16 protein-coding genes and 1 pseudogene are annotated in these 16395 nt (G+C 70.5%); 6 read left to right on the top strand and 11 right to left on the bottom strand.

The genetic code is table 11. From position 1 onward, the window contains the following. The 3 genes from ACKOQ4_RS02620 to ACKOQ4_RS02630 form a co-directional block, all read right to left on the bottom strand. Positions 1 to 872: hypothetical protein (locus ACKOQ4_RS02620; protein ID WP_526288546.1), on the bottom strand; the 872-nt coding region annotated here is incomplete at its 3' end. Between the two features lie 21 nt (positions 873 to 893). Next, the gene (locus ACKOQ4_RS02625) at positions 894 to 1085 is read right to left on the bottom strand and encodes a ferredoxin (RefSeq protein WP_526288548.1); all 192 of its coding nucleotides are present in this window, start codon (positions 1083 to 1085) and stop codon (positions 894 to 896) included. A gap of 5 nt (positions 1086 to 1090) precedes the next feature. Further along, a complete protein-coding gene (locus ACKOQ4_RS02630) occupies positions 1091 to 2386 on the bottom strand; it encodes a cytochrome P450 (protein WP_526288550.1) in 1296 nt (431 codons plus the stop codon). Positions 2387 to 2494: 108 nt separating this feature from the next. Here ACKOQ4_RS02630 and ACKOQ4_RS02635 point away from each other — a divergent pair, with 108 nt between their 5' ends. Further along, on the top strand, positions 2495 to 3115 hold the full coding sequence (locus tag ACKOQ4_RS02635) for a TetR/AcrR family transcriptional regulator (protein ID WP_526288552.1): 621 nt from the start codon (positions 2495 to 2497) through the stop codon (positions 3113 to 3115). A 21-nt stretch (positions 3116 to 3136) separates the two neighbouring features. Here the strand turns inward: ACKOQ4_RS02635 and ACKOQ4_RS02640 are convergent, their stop codons facing one another. Next, positions 3137 to 4387 (bottom strand): hypothetical protein, encoded by a 1251-nt coding sequence (locus ACKOQ4_RS02640; protein WP_526288554.1) that lies wholly within the window; start codon positions 4385 to 4387, stop codon positions 3137 to 3139. Between the two features lie 118 nt (positions 4388 to 4505). Here ACKOQ4_RS02640 and ACKOQ4_RS02645 point away from each other — a divergent pair, with 118 nt between their 5' ends. Further along, positions 4506 to 5030 carry a hypothetical protein gene (locus tag ACKOQ4_RS02645; protein WP_526288556.1) on the top strand — a complete coding sequence of 175 codons (525 nt, stop codon included), beginning with the start codon at positions 4506 to 4508 and terminating at the stop codon, positions 5028 to 5030. A 15-nt stretch (positions 5031 to 5045) separates the two neighbouring features. Continuing rightward, positions 5046 to 6476, top strand: a complete 1431-nt coding sequence (locus ACKOQ4_RS02650) for an MFS transporter (protein ID WP_526288558.1) — start codon at positions 5046 to 5048, stop codon at positions 6474 to 6476. Here the strand turns inward: ACKOQ4_RS02650 and ACKOQ4_RS02655 are convergent. After that, positions 6442 to 7938 carry an FAD-binding oxidoreductase gene (locus tag ACKOQ4_RS02655; protein ID WP_526288560.1) on the bottom strand — a complete coding sequence of 499 codons (1497 nt, stop codon included), beginning with the start codon at positions 7936 to 7938 and terminating at the stop codon, positions 6442 to 6444. The genes ACKOQ4_RS02650 and ACKOQ4_RS02655 overlap by 35 nt on opposite strands. Positions 7939 to 7996: 58 nt before the next feature. Here ACKOQ4_RS02655 and ACKOQ4_RS02660 point away from each other — a divergent pair, with 58 nt between their 5' ends. Next, positions 7997 to 8893: an aminoglycoside phosphotransferase family protein gene (locus tag ACKOQ4_RS02660; RefSeq protein ID WP_526288562.1), complete on the top strand. Its 897-nt coding sequence runs from the start codon at positions 7997 to 7999 to the stop codon at positions 8891 to 8893. Positions 8894 to 8906: 13 nt separating this feature from the next. Here the strand turns inward: ACKOQ4_RS02660 and ACKOQ4_RS02665 are convergent, their stop codons facing one another. From ACKOQ4_RS02665 to ACKOQ4_RS02675, 3 genes are all read right to left on the bottom strand, one after another. Beyond that, complete coding sequence (locus ACKOQ4_RS02665; RefSeq protein ID WP_526288564.1) at positions 8907 to 10004, bottom strand: transporter substrate-binding domain-containing protein; 1098 nt, start codon at positions 10002 to 10004, stop codon at positions 8907 to 8909. 95 nt (positions 10005 to 10099) lie between these two features. Continuing rightward, the gene (locus ACKOQ4_RS02670; protein ID WP_526288566.1) at positions 10100 to 10441 is read right to left on the bottom strand and encodes a hypothetical protein; all 342 of its coding nucleotides are present in this window, start codon (positions 10439 to 10441) and stop codon (positions 10100 to 10102) included. 99 nt (positions 10442 to 10540) lie between these two features. After that, positions 10541 to 11269 carry an LGFP repeat-containing protein gene (locus ACKOQ4_RS02675; RefSeq protein WP_526288576.1) on the bottom strand — a complete coding sequence of 243 codons (729 nt, stop codon included), beginning with the start codon at positions 11267 to 11269 and terminating at the stop codon, positions 10541 to 10543. A gap of 257 nt (positions 11270 to 11526) precedes the next feature. Between ACKOQ4_RS02675 and ACKOQ4_RS02680 the strand changes: the two genes are divergently transcribed. Further along, the gene (locus tag ACKOQ4_RS02680) at positions 11527 to 12483 is read left to right on the top strand and encodes an alpha/beta fold hydrolase (protein WP_526288568.1); all 957 of its coding nucleotides are present in this window, start codon (positions 11527 to 11529) and stop codon (positions 12481 to 12483) included. Here the strand turns inward: ACKOQ4_RS02680 and ACKOQ4_RS02685 are convergent. Then, a complete protein-coding gene (locus ACKOQ4_RS02685; RefSeq protein WP_526288570.1) occupies positions 12473 to 13810 on the bottom strand; it encodes a flavin monoamine oxidase family protein in 1338 nt (445 codons plus the stop codon). The genes ACKOQ4_RS02680 and ACKOQ4_RS02685 overlap by 11 nt on opposite strands. Positions 13811 to 13890: 80 nt before the next feature. On the opposite strand from ACKOQ4_RS02685, the gene ACKOQ4_RS02690 reads away from it, so the two are divergent. After that, positions 13891 to 14868 carry a TIGR03617 family F420-dependent LLM class oxidoreductase gene (locus tag ACKOQ4_RS02690; RefSeq protein WP_526288572.1) on the top strand — a complete coding sequence of 326 codons (978 nt, stop codon included), beginning with the start codon at positions 13891 to 13893 and terminating at the stop codon, positions 14866 to 14868. A 109-nt stretch (positions 14869 to 14977) separates the two neighbouring features. Here the strand turns inward: ACKOQ4_RS02690 and ACKOQ4_RS02695 are convergent, their stop codons facing one another. Both ACKOQ4_RS02695 and ACKOQ4_RS02700 read right to left on the bottom strand, forming a co-directional pair. Beyond that, on the bottom strand, positions 14978 to 16090 hold the full coding sequence (locus ACKOQ4_RS02695; protein ID WP_526288574.1) for an Rv3169 family protein: 1113 nt from the start codon (positions 16088 to 16090) through the stop codon (positions 14978 to 14980). Between the two features lie 2 nt (positions 16091 to 16092). Next, positions 16093 to 16395 (bottom strand): annotated as a pseudogene (locus ACKOQ4_RS02700) (phosphotransferase family protein); the annotation flags it as partial.

Genomic DNA, 16395 nt, shown 5'->3' on the forward strand with positions numbered 1-16395 from the left:
GCTGTCGCTCTCTCCGCCCCCCCGGCGTTCTGCCCCGCGCGCACCGTGGGGGGGGGGGGGGGGCTTGCCCAGCCCCCCGCCCCGACGCACGCGGTGATGACCCACCCGGTGCCGATCACCCCGCACCAGGTCATGATCGCCATAGCCACCCCGATCGGGCCGAAGCTCGTCCAGGCGTCGATCAGCCCGGGAAAGATCAGCCGGCCCGCCACCGGGATGATGATCCCGTCGATCACCACACCGGCAAGTCCGGCCAGGGCGAGGTATCTCACGCCGTGCCCGCCGTCGCGGACCAGCACCAGCGGGGTCAGCGACCAGAACACCCACACCGGGACCAGGGCGATGACGAACATCAGCAGCTGCGTCGCTCCGGTGTAGTCCGCGCCGTAGCCGATGCGCTCCCGCAGCACCAGCATGGTCAGATACAGCAGGAACCACAGCGCGCCGCGCGCCAGTCGCTGGCCGGCCCCGAACTGCTCGCGCCGCCAGGCCCTGGCGAACATGCCCGCCACCATGATCGACATCGGGATGCCCCACACCAGGAACGCGGCGACGCCGACGACCGTCCAGACCGAGCGCAGCGCGGAGGTGTCGCCGAACGCGCCGCGGACGGTGTCGCTGGTGGGCCCGGACAGGCCGAGTTCGCGAATCCAGACCGTCCCCGGACTGGCGTTCTCGGCGAAACCCTGGAAGTAGCTGAACCCGAGGATCATCAGGGGGATCACCACGGTGAACAGCTGCAACGACACCAGCGCACCCTGGGTGCCGCCGTCGATCTCCTTGAAACGCGCCACAACCGCGGCGACCGGACTCAGCCGCCGGGACGCCAGCAGCCGATCGCGGCGATCCGCGAAGCGGGAACCGACCTCCATGCGGTCAGAAGCTACCGCCGTTCAGTCCTCGATGGACAGCGCTTGGGTGGGGCAGTTCTCGCAGGCCTGCTCGAGGTCGATGCGGCGCTCCGCGGGAACGTCGTCGATCAGGATGTGCAGGACGCCGTCGGCGCCGATCTCGAAGATGTCCGGCGCGGTGGCTTCGCACAGCCCGATCGACGAGCACTTGGTGCGATCGACGACGACTCTCATCGCCGTCAGGCCTTCGACTTCTCGGGGGTGAACTGTGCGGTCATGGACATCACGGTATGGAAGAAATTGCCGTTGCCCAACTCCGGCTCGCCGACGACGCGGATATCGGGCAGCCGGGTCAGCAGTTCGTGGAACGTGGCGGCGATCTGCCGGCGGGCCAGCTGCGCGCCCAGGCAGTGGTGGATTCCGCCGCCGCCGAACGCGACGTGCTTGTTCGGCGAGCGGGACAGGTCCAGCCGCTCGGGGTGGTCGAACACCTCGGTGTCCATGTTGGCCGAGGAGTAGAACATGATCACCTTGTCGCCCTCGGTGATGTGGTGGCCGCCCAGTTCGGTGTCGTGCGCGGCGGTGCGCCGGAACGTCATGATCGGGGTGGCCCACCGGACGATCTCCTCGACGGCCAGCGGCATCCGGCCGTCCAGGTCCTCCATCAGCCAGGCCCGCTGCTCGGGGAAGTCGGTGAGCGCCTTGAGTCCGTGGGCGATGGACTGCCGGGTGGTGTCGTTGCCGGCGATGATCAGCAGCGCGAAGATCGACGCGATGTCGTCGTCGGTGAGTCGCTCGCCGTCGACCTCGGCCTGCACCATTGCGGTCATCAGGTCGTTCTCGGGCTTGCTGCGGCGGGCGGCGATGAGTTCGTGGGCGACGCCGTGCACGGTGGCGATGGTCTGGAAGACCCGGGCCAGCGGGTCGGCGCCCTGCAGCAGCCGGGGATCGCGCCAGCCGTCGGCGAACTGGGACTCGTAGGCGATGGTCCGGCGGTGTTCCTCGGGGATGCCGACCATGTCGCAGATGTTGTGCATCGGCACCAGTGAGGCGACGTCGGCGACGAAGTCGATCTCGCCCGTGCCGGCCCCCTTCTCGATCGCGTCGTCGACGATGTGGCGGGCGTTGGCGACGATGTGCTCGTCGATGCGGGCCAACTGCTTGGGGGTGAACGCCGCGGCCATCAGCCGGCGGATCTTGGTGTGCCGGGGCGGATCCATCGCGATGAAACCCTGCGCCGCGTCGAGAGCCTCGGGGGGCAGCGACTCGAAGGTGATGCCCTTGCCGGAGAGGAAGTCGCCGGGACGGCGGGTCACCTCGACCAGGTCGGCGTGCCGGACCACGGCCCAGAAACCCTGATCGTTGGGGTCCTCGAACATGCCGTTCTTGACCGGCCGATGCCAGGAGACGGGCCGGTTGGCGCGCAGTTCGGCGAAGACCTTCTCGCGGTCCTTGGCGGTGCCCGACCAGAATTCCAGCGACGAGATGTCGGCCGGGTCGTAGGGGCGCTCGGCGCGGGTCAGGGTTGCGGTCATGGTGTCCCTCCTCGGGGTGCCTGTTCACCAGCTTCTGACATAAAATATTAAATGTCAAGCATTGGTGACATCTAGCTTTGAAATGTCATCTGCATTAGACTCCGCGCCATGTCTGTCGTCGACCTTCGCGCCGAGACCCGCGCCTACGGGCGCGCCCGGTTGCGCGAGTCGGCTCTCGACGCCGCCCGGGAGGTGGTGCTCGACAAGGGCTGGGCGGCGGTCCGCATGGGTGCGATCGCCGCTGCGATCGGCATCAGCCGCCAGAGCCTGCACGCCGAGTTCGGCACCAAGGACGACCTGGGCAACGCCCTGGTGATGCGGGAGACCGCGGAGTTCTTCGAGGGCATGGCCGCCCGGCTGAACCAGCATCCGGCAGACCTCGGCGCGGCGGTCGGGGCCGCCGCGGACTACATGGTCTCCGTCGCACGGGGCAATCCGCTGCTGGAGACCATCCTGACCCGCACGCCGGCCAACGGCGGCGACACCTCGCTGCTCTCGCTGCTCACCGTGCGCGGTGAACCGCTGATCGAGAACGGGATCGAGATCTTCGGCCACTGGGTCAGTCGGCAGTGGCCTGAGGCCGACCCGGACGACGTGCGTGTGATGGTGGAAAGCGTTGTGCGCCTGTGCCTGAGCCACATCCTGACCCCGACGAAGACGCCGCGGGAAGTCGCCGCCGACCTCGCGCTGGTGGCCTGCCGCTGCCTGCGACCGGACGATCCGGCTTAAGCGGCCCCGCAGTCCGGGCGTTCAGTCGATCAGGCCCAACTCCGCGAGCAGTTCCCAGCTGGCCACCAGTGCGGCGTAGCGGGGCCAGCGGTTCTCCAGGTTGGGGCTCATGGCCCGCATCGCCAGCGGGAACGCCGCGTAGGCGATGTCCCAGTGGTGGGCGTGGGCCATCGCCACGTGGGTGTTCATCCCGATCGGCAGGACGGCCTGCTTCTGGGTCAGCTGCATGTCGTTGTTGGCGTCGTAGGAGCTCAGCCGGACCGCGTCCATGAACTGGATGTTGGGCACCTCCAGCGGGGCGGTCGCGCCGGTCAGCGCGAAGATCGGGATGCCCAGTCCGTCCAGGTACTCGGCGTGGCGGCGGTTGAACGACTCCCGGACCTCGGTGCGCAGATCGTTCATCGCGCCCTTCACGTCGTACTCGTCGAGCCGGCGCACCCCGACCTGGTTGAGCATCCCCGGGCTGATGACGCTGAGCAGCTTGCTCACGTACTCGTAGGAGCCCTCGGTGGGCAGGTCCTTGATCTGGCTGTAAATGCCGTCGGCGGTGTAGGAGCCGCCGATCGCGCCGCCCCAGGTGAACACCCCGGCGATCCGGTCGTGGTACTCGGGGTGGTTGACCAGGAAGGACAGGATGTCGGGGGAGCCCTTGCTGTAGCCGAGCAGGAACACCTTTCCCGGCGGCTCCGGTTCGGTGATCGGCTGCATCGCGGCGTCGAGGCCCTCGCCGCGGAATGCCGCCACGATGTCGGCCTCGTTGGCCGCGCACGAGCGCATGGGGTGGACGTCGGCGCGGATGGTGCGCCAGCCGCGGTCCCGGTGCAGCCGGTCGGCTTCCTCCGGGAAGGCGTGTGCGCCGGGGAACAGCAGGCCGGTCAGCAGGCCGCCGCACAGCATCAGGGTGGTGTTGTCGATCGAGTCGTACTGCGCCGCAGGCAGTTCGGCCTGCCATTCGCTGGCGGGGCAGTCCTTGAGGAAGCGTTCGGCGACGGCCTGGCGCGGGTTGGACTTCTTCAGCATCGACGGCAGCGGGACCGGGGCGAGCAGCGCCGGCTTGGAGGCGAACTCCACGGTGCCGGAGTCCTTGACCGCCTCCTGCAGGAACAAGTCACGCCAGCGCCGGCCGATCCAGCCCTTGATCCACGGGTCCTTCACCGCGCCGGGGTCGGCGGCGATGAGCTCGCGAACGCCGGCGATCACCCCCGGGTAGTCCCCGGCGTCCTCGCGCCGGGCGAGGTCGCGGGCCAGCTCGGTGATCTGCATGCTCTGCATGAGCTGATCATGGGCCACCCCGGGTCACCGGCGCGAGCAGACGCAAAATTCCGCCGACACGCCGGAATCTGGGTGATTCCGCGTCTGCTCGCGAAAGGGGGTACCTACCCTTCCTCGTATGCTCCGCCGCCGCCGTCCGCAACTTCCCTGGCTCAAGCGCGGTCTGGTGGCCGGCGCCAGCGGGACGGCGATGATGGCCGCCTGGTACCACCTGGAGCGTTTCCTGCGCCGCGGTGACTACACCGGGGTGACGACGCTGGCCGACGGCACCCCGGTGGAGGGTCTGTGGTCGCACGAGGGCCTGGACTACGACGACAGCGTGGTCCCGGGCCAGATCGTGGCCAGCATCCTCAACCTGCCCAAGCCCACCGACCGCGAGGCCGGGGCGATCACCCTGGCGCTGCGGTGGACCTACGGGTCGGCGTTCGGGGTCGTCCACGTGCTGCTGCGCAACAGGATTCGCGAGCCTTACGCCAGCCTGGTGTTCGGCAGCGCGCTGATGACCATGACGTCGGTGGCCTTCCCGCTGCTGGGCAAGACGCCGCCGCCGTGGAAGTGGCCGCTGGATGTGAAGGTCAGCGCCGGAGGCAGCCACGCCGCCTACATCCTGACCGCCTCGGTTCTCGACAACGTCCTGCGCTGAGGGGCTGATCCGCCGGTGACCTCGCGTCAAGTCATGGCGCTGTTCGTGCTGTGCCTCGCGGTGTTCATGGTGGCCGTCGACGGGACGGTGATCAGCGTGGCGGTGCCGGCGATCACCGCTGAACTAAGCCCGAGCTACAACCAGGTGCTGTGGATCGGCGACATCTACTCCTTCGTGCTGGCCGGGCTGCTGATCACCATGGGCAACCTCGGCGACCGGATCGGCCGCAAGCGCCTGCTGCTGATCGCCAGCGTCGCCTTCGGGGTGGCGTCGGCGGCGGCAGCGGCGGCGCCCACCGCCGGCGTGCTCATCGCCGCGCGGGTGGTGCAGGGCCTGGCCGGGGCGGGGTTGATGCCCTCGACGCTGGCGCTGCTGCGCACGGTCTTCTCCGATGAGCGTCAGCGCATGCGCGCGGTCGGGATCTGGAGCGCCAGCGGCGCCGCCGGCGCGGCGATGGGCCCGACCGTGGCGGGCCTGCTGCTGGAACACTTCTATTGGGGCTCAGTGCTTTTGGTGAACCTGCCGGTGGTCGCGCTGATCGTCGGGGTCGGGGTGGTGGCGTTGCCCGAGGCGCGCAGCGAGGCCCGCCACCCGCTGGACCCGCTGTCGGTCGTCTACTCGACGGTCGGCATCCTCGGGGTGGTCTACGGCATCACCGAGCTGGCGCACGCCGGGTTGGCCAACCGGCCGGCCTATCTGGCGCTGGCCGCCGGCAGCCTGCTGCTGTGGGTGTTCCTGCGCCGCCAGCGCCGGCTGCCGGTGCCGCTGCTGGATCTGCAACTGTTCAGCAGCGCGCGCTTCAGCGCGGCCATCGTCGCCGAGCTGGTGATCGTGTTCGCCAACATCGGCGCACTGTTCTTTCTGCCGATCTTCCTGCGCCAGGTCGCCGGCTTCTCCCCGCTGCAGTCGGGCATGTCGACGCTGCCGGAGTCGATCGTGAGCCTGGTGACCGCCTCGGCGGCCGCGCGCCTGGTCGGGCGCTGGGGCCGGCGGCGCACCCTGCTGGTGGGCCTGGCGGCCGGCAGTGCGGGTCTGATCCTGCTCGGGCTGGCGATCCCGGTGTCCTATGCGGCCATGGTGGTTCCGCTGATGCTGATGGGCTTCTCCTTCGGTTCGGTGGTCACCGTCGCCGCGGACCTTGTCCTCACCGGCGCGAGCGCGGACCGGGTGGGCGCGGCCACCGGCATCTCCGAGACGTCGTTCGAACTGGGCACCGCGCTGGGTATCGCGCTCACCGGCAGTGCGGTTTCGGTGCTCTACATCCTCTTCAGCGGATCACGTGCCGACTTCGGGGCGTCGGTGGAGCCGCGCGCGTTCACGCTCAGCCTGGGCGCGGACTGCGTGATCGTCGGGATTCTCCTGGCGCTTGCGACCGTCGCGATCTCCAGGATGCTGCGCGGCGACGAAACCGCTAGCGCGGCAGTGGAATCGCCTGGGAGTAGGTGAAGACGTCCCCGGGGTCCCACGTCGCCTTGGCCGTCGTGAGCCGGGCGAGGTTGTCGCCGTAGTAGGCGGTGGCCCAGTCCGGCAATTCCGGATCGGGGAAGTTCTGGTAGGAACGGCCGTTGGTATGCGGCCGGATCGTCTCCCACAGCTCGTCCTCCCAATCCCTGATGTCGGGCGGGACGGGGGCGACCGGACCGGGATCGTCGTCGGGAGTCGACCAGCCCGCGGACATCTCCACCAGGATCCGGGCGCTGCGGTGTACGTACGCGCTGGCGTCGGCGGGTACGTCGGTGACCGCTCCGCCGACCCAGCCGAACAGGCCCACCGATCCGTACCGCTCCGGGTCGCGACCGGCCGGGAAGCGGCTCACCACGTCGAAGATCCCCGATATCGCGTCGCCCGGGAGGAAGTCCTCGGCGTACAGCGAGCGGTCCCAGAACGAGTAGGCCGGCTTCGGTTCGGTGACGTACCAGCCGTAGGCGTCCCACCACGGACGTTCGGTGATGTCGGCCCTGGCCCCCGGGGTGCGCAACGCCCCGGCCAGCAGTTCACGTGCGGCGGCCTCGTCGCCGAGGACCTGCGCTTTGATCGTCACCCCGGAGTCGGTGGCCGTTCGGCTCATCCTCAGATGGCCGGTGGCGGTCCGCGGCGCGGTCGCACGCATCGCCTGGAACTCCCGTGCGGCCGTCACCGCGGCGTCGCGACCGGTCACCGACAGGCGCACCGTGGTCGCCCGGGTGAGCGGTACCTCGACGAGTTCGTACTCCAGATCGGTGACCACGCCGAAGTTTCCGCCGGCGCCGCCGCGCAGACCCCAGAACAACTCGGGGTTCTCGGTGGCGCCGGCGGTCACGGCGCCGCCGTCGGCGGTGACCACGGTGGCCTTGCGCAATCTGTCGGCGGTCAGGCCGGCCCAGGGGGCGTTCGGGCCGATGCCGCCGCCGAAGGTCAGACCCGCGACTCCCACCGCGGGGCAGTTGCCGCCCGGCAGCAGCAGCCGGCCGGTTCCGCCCCCGGGCAGCAGGCGCGCGAGGTCGGAGTTCAGCACACCCGCCTCGGCGTACAGGGTGTTGCCGTCGATGCGCGCCGCGTTCATGCGGCGGGTGCTGATCAGGATCCCCGGCGAACTGGAGGCGGTGGCATAGTTGTGCCCGCCCCCGCGAATCGCGAACGGCGTGTTGGTTTTCCGCGCCCAGCGCAGCGCGGCGGCGACGTCCTCGACGCTGGTCACCAGCACCACCGCCTCGGGCATGGTGGTGCGGAACCGGAGATTGCGCGGTGTGGCCAACTCCGGGTACCCGGGATCTCCGGGCCGCAGAACCGTTCCGCGCAGGCTGCCCCGGAGATCGCTCCACGCGGCCTCGCGCAGTGGTGTCGGCGTGTGACGTTCGCATCCGGCGGCCAGGCCCGCGGCGGCCAGGCCCGCCGCTCCCAGGAAGCCGCGGCGGGTCAGGGATGCCATGGGCAGAAGTGAACCACCAACCGACCCCCCGGTCAGTCCGGGGCGGATAATCGCACCGGTGACAGCGATTCCCGCGGATGTCGCCGAGATGGCGCACCGCGGCCCGGAGTGGGCGGACTGGGTGCGTGCCCTGCCGTCCACCGCCGGCATCCTGATGCGGCGCTGGGGCCTGCGTCCGGACGGAACCGGGTCCGCGTGCGGGCACTGCTCGTTGGTGCTGCCGGTGCGCACCGACGACGGCGTGTCCGCGGTCCTCAAGATCGGTTTCCCGGACCGGGAGTCCGCTCACGAACATCTGGCGCTGCGGCGCTGGGACGGCGCCGGGGCGGTGCGGCTGCTGGCCGCCGAACCGCATCTGCGCGGGCTGCTGCTGGAGCGGTTGCACCGCGAGGACCTGTCCGGGGTGCCCGAGGAGCGGGCCTGCGAGGTGGTGGCCGGGCTGTACCGACGGCTGCACGTGCCGGCGATGCCCGCACTGCGCGCGCTGTCGGACTTCGTCGGCGAGCAGACCGCGGATCTGTCGAATCTGCCTCGCAGCGCGCCGATTCCGCGCCGGCTCGTCGAGCAGGCCATCGCGCTCGGCGGCGAGCTCTGCTGTGAGGGCTCAGGCGCCGACCGGGTGCTGCACACCGACCTGCACTACGCCAACGTGCTGGCCGCGGACCGGGAGCCCTGGCTGGCGATCGACCCCAAACCGCTCAACGGCGACCCGCACTACGAACTCGCCCCGATGCTGTGGAACCGGTGGGAGGAGATCGGCGCCGACGTCAGAGCCGGCGTGCGGCGCCGGCTGTGGGCGCTGGCCGAGGCCGCCGGGATGGATCAGGACCGGGCCCGGGCCTGGGTGCTGGTGCGGATGGTGCACAACGCGATGTGGGCGGTGCGGGACGGTCCACGCGCCGACCGTTCGTGGCTGACGGTCTGTGTGGCAGTGGCCAAAGCGGTTGCGGACTAGCGCGACCCGCAGGCTAGGGGCCGCCGGTGCCGAACCACTTGTCCCTGATCAGGTCGTAGTCACCGTTCTCGCGCATCTTGAGCAGCGCCTCGTCGGCCTGCTTGCGCAGTTCGCTGCCGTTGCGGAAGGCGATGCCGTAGTCGGCGTTGCGGAACACCGTTCCGACCAGGGCCGCGTCGCCGGCGCCCTGGTGGGCGACGTGGTAGGCCAGCACCGGCGCGTCGAACAGCACGGCGTCGAAATCGCCGGCCTTGAGTCCGGCATAGCAGTCCCTGATCGCCCCGAGGCCGGTGAAGCCGATGCCCTGCTCGATCAGGAAGGCCGCGGAGGTGGTCTTGTCGACGGTGCAGACCCGCCTGCCGATCAGGTCCGACGGAGAGGAGATCTGCGAGTTGAACCTGTCCACGGTCTGGTTGGCGGTCAGGGTGGCGGTGTAGTAGGCGACGAAGATGATGCTGACGAACGCCAGCAACAGGCCCAGCCCCCGGTGCACCCAGCCGCCGGGCCTGGCGGCGAGCGTGCCCGGGCCGACGCCCAGGGCCTGGAGCACCCCGGGAAAGTACTTCGGCGACATCGGCGAGTCCGCGCGCCTCCGCTCGGTGAGCCAGATGACGTGTGCAGTGATCACCGCCAGGGCCGCCGCGGCCGCCAACCAGATCAGGACCGCCTTGGAGAAGAGCAGTCTGAGGAAACCGGCCAGGCCCGGCGAGCTGGGCGCGGCGGCGCCCGTCGGGACCATGATCTGAAGGCCGGCGTTGAGGATGGGCTGGGAGAAGTCGTAGGTCTTCGCCCGATCGGCGGTGATGGAGATGGCACCGGCGGCGGCGTCGGTCCGGCCCTCCCCGACTGCCCGGAGTTGCGCGGCCACGTCGGGAACGTCGACGTAGTTCAGCGTCCACCCGGTGTGCTTGGCGATCTCGGCGAGCACGTCGACGGTGAAGCCGGTCTTGACGTTCTCGTGCGTCATCACGAACGGTTCGAGGTCGTGGGCCGCCACGGTCAGAACGCGCGGCGCGGCGCGGGCCGGGCCGGCCGGGCCCGGCACCGCGCCGATGAGTGCCACCAGTATCGCGATACCCGCGATGGAGCGTAACCGTGCTCCCACAGTCACCCTCTCTGCTAGTCACCCTCTCTGCTCACCGTGCGGTCAGCGGAAAGACGCAGCCTCGCCCGTCAGTCCCCGTGCGGCTGGACGACCGGCCGGGATCAGGGCAGATAGCAGGGGGCTGCGCCGGGGGTGTAGTACGGGATGCCGGTCGGGGAGATGCAGGGCGCCTCGCCCGGGAAAGCCGGGTACATCGAGTAGGCGTATCCCTCCGGGAAGCCGTAGCGAGCCCAGTCGTCGGCCGCGGCAACGCCGGCCACGGCGGCTCCGGCCACGGCCGCGTCGGCGACGCCGCCGACGATGCCCGGGGTGCACCCGCCCACCTCGACGTGGCGCCCACCCACCGCGCCGCACACTTCGGCGTTGGCAACCGGGATCATCGCGGCGGGCAGGGCTGTCATGGCCATCGCGGTCAGCACGGCGGCCGTCATTTTCTTCGTCATACCCCTATTATCGTCGACGGGCGGCCGATGCGTTACTCCGGACGCGGAACGGCCCCCGGAGAATCCGGGGGCCGTTCCTCGAGCTTCTTCTTGTGCTACTTACTTCTTGGTGACGGTCTCGGTGAAGTTGCCCTTGCCGTCGTTCAGCCAGGTGATGGTGCCGTTCTGGAACTCGCCGATCCAGCCGCCGTTGGCCACCTTCGAACCGCCACCGGTCTCGGTCTCGTCGGCGGTCGGCCAGCCCAGCGCGCCCGTCGGGCCGCCCTGCTCGTCCACGTAGCGCTTCAGGATCTCGCCCTGAACCAGGTAGGACCCGGCGGGGGAGGAGAAGATGGTGCCGTTGGCGAACGGCGTCACGGTGCCGTCGCCGACCTTCTCGGCCGTGCCGGTCGGAGCGCCGAGAACGGTGGCGCCGCCCAGGCGGGTGTACGCGGCGGCGGTCGAACCGTCAAGTGACACCTCGCCGACGCCCGGGGCGTTGATCGTGGTGGGCGTGCCGTCGACGGCCGAGGACACCGCGCTGCTGGCGGCGCTGGCGCCGCTGCTCACGGCGCTGCTGGCCCCGCTGGCTGCGCTGCTGGCCACGCTGCTGGCGGCGCTGGCGCCACTGCTGACCGCGCTGCTGGCGGCGCTGCCGGCGCTGCTGGCTGCGCTGCCGGCCACGCTGGCCGCGCTGCTGGCGGCGCTGCCCGCCGCGCTGGCGGCCGACGAGCCGATGCTCGAGGCGCTCGATATCGCGTCCTTGGTGGCTTCCTTGGCCTGGGAGCAGCTCACGGCGAACGCCGCAGCGATGGCGAGGCCGCCGGCCGCGGCCGCGGCGCGGGCCATTCTGGTGTTCATTCTCTGGGTTCTCCTTCTATGGGTCGACGTGCATCGCACGCCAAACTAGCAAACCCCCCCTGACGGGCGGCACCCCAAAGATACTGGTCTTTACCCGGATCGCCCCGCAACGGGCCACCTCGTGTTCCTGGTGTGACTGGTGTGACTCGCCGGCAGAAGGATCCCGATATCCCGGTCAGGCAACCTAAGGGCGGTTACGCTCGGACATCGGAGCGGCAGCGTCGCCGCGCCGGCGAGGAGCCACGATGCCCGCAGCCCAGGCCGATAAGCGGCAGGTCAGCGGGCCGAAGCTGCCGCCCGGCAGGACCATGGTCGTGCATTCCGCCGACGGCACCCGGCTGCACACCGAGGTGTTCGGGCCGTCCAATGGCTACCCCATCGTGCTGGCCCACGGCATCACCTGCGCGCTGCGGGTCTGGCACGAACAGATCAACGACCTCTCCCGCGACTTCCGGGTGATCGCCTACGACCACCGCGGACACGGCCGCAGCGGGGTGCCCGCGCCGTCGGCCTACAGCCTCGACCATCTGGCGGCCGACCTGGAGGCGGTGCTGACCGCGGTGCTGCGGCCGGGGGAGCGGGCGGTGGTCGCGGGGCACTCGATGGGCGGCATCGCGATCAGCGCATGGTCAGACCGGTTCCGCCACCGGGTCCGGGAGCGGGTCGACGCCGTCGCGCTGATCAACACGACCCATGGCAATCTGCTCGACAAGATCCAGCTGCTGCGGGTGCCCGGATTGCTGCGGGCGAGCAGGGTGGCGGCGGCCCGCACCGTGGTCCGGTCCTTCGGCGGCGCGCCGCTGCTGCGCGGTGTGCAGCCGGGCACCCTGCGCTTCCTGCAGATGATGGCCGTCGGCGCCGAGGCGGACCCGGCGATCTCACGTTTCCTGCACAGCATCTTCGCGGCCAACCCGCCCGCCGGCCGGGGCGCCTGGGCGCGGGTGCTGGTCGATGAACTCGGACCGCGCAGCTACATCGACCTGTCCGGGCTGACCGTGCCGACGCTGGTGGTCGGCAGCGCCAAGGACCGGCTGCTGCCGATGTGCCGGGCCCGCAAGATCGCCGCGGCGGTGCCCAATCTGCTCGAACTGGTCGAGGTGGCCGGCGGTCACTGCGCGATGCTGGAGCATCCCAGGCTGATCAACGCCCAACTGCGCGGTCTGGTCGGCGCGGTGCTGTCAGAGCAGCGGATCAGTTCCTGACCAGGCTTCGGGCCACCTCCGTGGCCGCCCGCTGCCCGGAGCGCACCGCGCCGTCCATGAAGCCCGTCCATTCGTCGGCGGTCTCGGTGCCGGCCCAGTGCAGCGGGCCCACCGGTTCGCGCAGAAGCGGGCCGAACTCCGTCCACGAGCCGGGCGGCACCGCGGCGGTCGGGCCGCCGGGGGCGAATTCCTCCGCGCCCCAGCGCTGGTCGGCGTAGTCGATGGGGTCGGCCGCCTGATCGCCGAACAGTGCGGTGAAGCACTCGGCGACCTTGGCGCGACGCTGCTCGAGGGGCAGCGCGTCGAAACCGTGCGGGTCGGTGAAGCCCAGCAGCACCCCGGGGCCCTGCTCGGGGCTGACGTCGAAGGTGATGAACACCGGCCCGGTGTCCGACAGCGCCTGCCCGGACAGTCCCTGAGCCCGCCAGAACGGGGTCGGGTAGGCGGCGTAGGACTTGGTCAGTGCGCCCAGCGGCCAGCGCTGCGCCAGTTTCTGGTACTCGATCGGCAGGCCGGGCGCGATGTCGATGTCCAGGCGCTGTATCGGGGCGAGGGCGATGATCGCCCGCCGTGCCTCCACCACCCCGGCCGAGGAGGTGACGGCCACCGCGTCGTCGGACCATTCGATGCGGGAAACCATGGCGCCCAGGCGGATCCGGTCGCCGAGTTCGTCGGCCATCCGCACCGACATCTCGTGCGTGCCGCCGGGGAAGTGGTCCTGCTGGGCCCCTCCGGCGGTGTCGAGCATGCGGTCCAGCCCGCCGGAGGTCTTGACGTAGCGCACCGCGTGCAGCATGGACACCTCGTCGGGTTCGGCGCCCCAGGTCACCCGAGCCATGATCGACATCAGGTCGCGGGAGGTTGCGGTGGCCTTGACCGAGCGCAGCCAGCCGCCAAGGCTCATGCTGTCCAGCTTGGCGGCGCGGGCGGCCGTCCACGGCCGGGAGACGTCGACGCCGGCGGCGATGCGTTCGAACTGCCACTGGATGCGTCCGATGTCGATAAGCCCGATCAGCCCGAGCTTGGGGATGGTGCCGTGATAGCGGCGAACCTTGCCGCGCCAGCGGATCAGGTTGGCGCCCCGGGTGTATGTCGGCACGGTGGTGCAGCCCAGGTCGGCGGCCAGTTTCTGCACGGCGTCCTGGGTGGGCCCGACGAAGGACGCACCCAGGTCGATCGGCACCCCGGCCAGTGTTCCTGGCTTGGTCCGCCCGCCCACCCGGTCGCGGCCCTCGAGCACCACCACGTCCAGGCCCTGCCCGGTCAGTTCGCGGGCGGCCGTGAGCCCGGCCAGCCCCGCCCCGATCACCACCACGTCGTGCCCCACGGGTCCAGTCTTCCCGATTTCGGCGCGGAAACCGCCGCCCAGCGGCGATTGCCGCGCCGAAGTTCTTCTAGGGTTCGGTCATGAAGGTGCTGACCGCGCTGTTCGGGCCGACCGGCGCCGTCGAGCGTGCGGCAGCGCTGCGCGAGGCCGGGGCGGCCGGGGTGTTCACCTTCGAGGGTCCGCACGATGTGTTCGCCCCGCTGACGCTGGCCTCGACGGCCGGGGGCCTGGACCTGATGACCAACGTGGCGATCGCCTTCCCGCGCAATCCGATCCAGCTGGCGCACCAGGCCTACGACCACCAGCTGCTGTCCGGCGGCCGGTTCACGCTGGGGTTGGGGACGCAGGTGCGCACCCAGATCGAGAAACGCTACGGCGCGGCCTTCGACCGGCCGGTGGCCCGGATGCGCGAACTGGTCGGCGCGCTGCGGGCGATCTTCGGTTCCTGGCAGGACGGGGAACCGCTGGACTTCCGCGGCGAGTTCTACCGGCACACCCTGATGACCCCGACGTTCAACCCCGGGCCGAATCCCCATGGGCCGCCGCCGATCTACCTCGGCGCGCTGGGGCCGCAACTGACCCGGGCGGCCGCCGAGGTCGCCGACGGGCTGCTGGTGATGCCGTTCTCCTCGAGCCGGTTTCTGGCCGAGGCCACCATGCCGGCCGTGCGCGCGGGGCTGGCGGCTTCGGGCCGTACTGACTTCGCGGTGGTGCCGGAGGTGATCGTCTCCTCCGGGGACGACCACGAGTCCACCCGGCGGCTGCTGGCCTTCTACGGGTCCACCCCGGCGTACCGGCGGGTGCTCGACGTACACGGCTGGGGGGAACTGCAACCGGAGCTCAACGCACTGTCCAAGCAGGGCCGGTGGGCCCAGATGGGCGGGCTGATCACCGACGAGGTGCTGCACACCCTGGCCGCCTGCGGGACGCCGAAACAGATCGCCGCCGAGATCCGGCGGCGCGCCGAGGCGGTGGGCGGGGCCTCGTCGGTGTGCCTGTATCAGCCGGGGCCCATCCCGGTGGAGGTGCTGGCGGGGGTGGTCGACGCGCTGGGGTGAGGGCCCGGTTTCCCCGTCACTTCACCGAGACTGCATTCACGCAGGCGAAAGGCCGCCGAGGGTCGGCCTGAGTGCAATCTCGACGAAAAGGTGGGGCCGAGTGACGGCGCTACGGCGCCACCGTCAGCCAGTCGGCGAACCCCGACGGGTCATGGCGGCCCAGTGCCCCGTGCTCGAACAGGCCCCAGCCCTCCCGGGTGCGGCCGCCCTCGTGGCAGACCGCCCGGCCGACGTGGTCGATCACACCGAATCCGGAGCGGGCGACGATCGCCGGGTCGGTCATGTCGTAGGTGCGCCGCTCGGTGAACTTCTCGCCCTTCCACACTCCGTGCAGCCAGTCCGAGTCGCCGCCGTAGCCGCCGCCGACGTGGATGGGCACGGCCAGCTTGGACTCGACCTCGAAGCGCACCGGGGCGCCGGCGGCATCGGTGGCCTCGATCACCGCGCCGGTGGGAATCCTCGTTCCGGATCGGTATGCGATCCGCACCCGGGGCCAGCCGAGCTGTTCGACGCGGCCGTCGCGCCAGATGCGGGTGCAGTCGTTGACGGTCCGGAACCCGCTGGGCTCCTCCTGGATGATGACGACGATCGCGAAGTCGTCGAAGGCCATCGGCACGTACAGCCACCACATGCCCTCGAACGGCGGGTCGGCCGGCCGGCCGGCGGGCTCGGCCTCACCGACCGGGCGAATGCCCCAGGACCGGTCCCGGGTGCCGATCCAGGTCTTCGGGTCGACGGCGATGCGTTCGCCGTCGACGACCAGATGCCCGCTCCACGAACCGAGTTGGGCGAAGCGCTGCGCGTCCAGTGTCACCCGCGGGCCCGAACGCATCACATGACGCTGCTCCTGCACGACGCCGAACAGACCGTCCCAGGTGAGGTCGCAGGCGACGCCCTCGGTCTCCTCCAGAACGATGCGCAACCGCTGCAGGGGCTGCGCCACCTCGACGCGGTAGCCGTTGACGTGCTGGTTGAGCCGGTCGGCGTCGATCGCGTCGGACAGGTGCACCGCGGTTTGGACGTTTCCTCTCCGCACCAGGAGAAAAGCGTCCTTGACCCCCAGGTTGGGGTAGTAGCCGATACCGGTGATGACGAAGATGCCGCCGGTGCGGTCGTGGGCGTTGAAGTACGAGCGGTCGTAGAAGTTGCGGTTGGACTCACCCGGCCAGCCGATCGGCTGGGGAAGTTGGTGGACGGGGTACTCGTCGGCCGGGCCGATCACCGCTATGCCTCCTCGATCAACCGGCGCAGCAGGCTGCCGTGGTAGAACAGCGACTCCACGTCGTCGGGCTTGGCGATCTCACCGAAGTGCACCCGCCGGGCGCCGGTGCGCATGAACACCACGCACCAGATCACCGCCGAGTAGACGTAGAACCAGTGCAGGTCACCCAGTTCGGCGCCGGAGAGCCGCTGATAGGTGGCGCGCACGTCGTCCTCGCGCAGCACGCCGGGCAGCCCGGGCAGGCCGGCCAGTCCGGCGAGTTCCTGGAAGACCATGTGGGCGAAGATGATCCACGCCACGTCGAG

Source organism: Mycobacterium sp. (genome assembly GCF_046095365.1).
GTDB lineage: Bacteria > Actinomycetota > Actinomycetes > Mycobacteriales > Mycobacteriaceae > Mycobacterium.

Excerpts from the sequence above, each read along its gene's own strand:
- ACKOQ4_RS02675 (WP_526288576.1), bottom strand. The coding sequence starts at position 11,269 with ATGGCCCGCGCCGCGGCCGCGGCCGGCGGCCTCGCCATCGCTGCGGCG.
- ACKOQ4_RS02645 (WP_526288556.1), top strand. The coding sequence starts at position 4,506 with ATGCTCCGCCGCCGCCGTCCGCAACTTCCCTGGCTCAAGCGCGGTCTG.
- ACKOQ4_RS02630 (WP_526288550.1), bottom strand. The coding sequence starts at position 2,386 with ATGACCGCAACCCTGACCCGCGCCGAGCGCCCCTACGACCCGGCCGAC.
- ACKOQ4_RS02680 (WP_526288568.1), top strand. The coding sequence starts at position 11,527 with ATGCCCGCAGCCCAGGCCGATAAGCGGCAGGTCAGCGGGCCGAAGCTG.
- ACKOQ4_RS02690 (WP_526288572.1), top strand. The coding sequence starts at position 13,891 with ATGAAGGTGCTGACCGCGCTGTTCGGGCCGACCGGCGCCGTCGAGCGT.
- ACKOQ4_RS02655 (WP_526288560.1), bottom strand. The coding sequence starts at position 7,938 with ATGGCATCCCTGACCCGCCGCGGCTTCCTGGGAGCGGCGGGCCTGGCC.
- ACKOQ4_RS02635 (WP_526288552.1), top strand. The coding sequence starts at position 2,495 with ATGTCTGTCGTCGACCTTCGCGCCGAGACCCGCGCCTACGGGCGCGCC.
- ACKOQ4_RS02625 (WP_526288548.1), bottom strand. The coding sequence starts at position 1,085 with ATGAGAGTCGTCGTCGATCGCACCAAGTGCTCGTCGATCGGGCTGTGC.
- ACKOQ4_RS02670 (WP_526288566.1), bottom strand. The coding sequence starts at position 10,441 with ATGACGAAGAAAATGACGGCCGCCGTGCTGACCGCGATGGCCATGACA.
- ACKOQ4_RS02640 (WP_526288554.1), bottom strand. The coding sequence starts at position 4,387 with ATGCAGAGCATGCAGATCACCGAGCTGGCCCGCGACCTCGCCCGGCGC.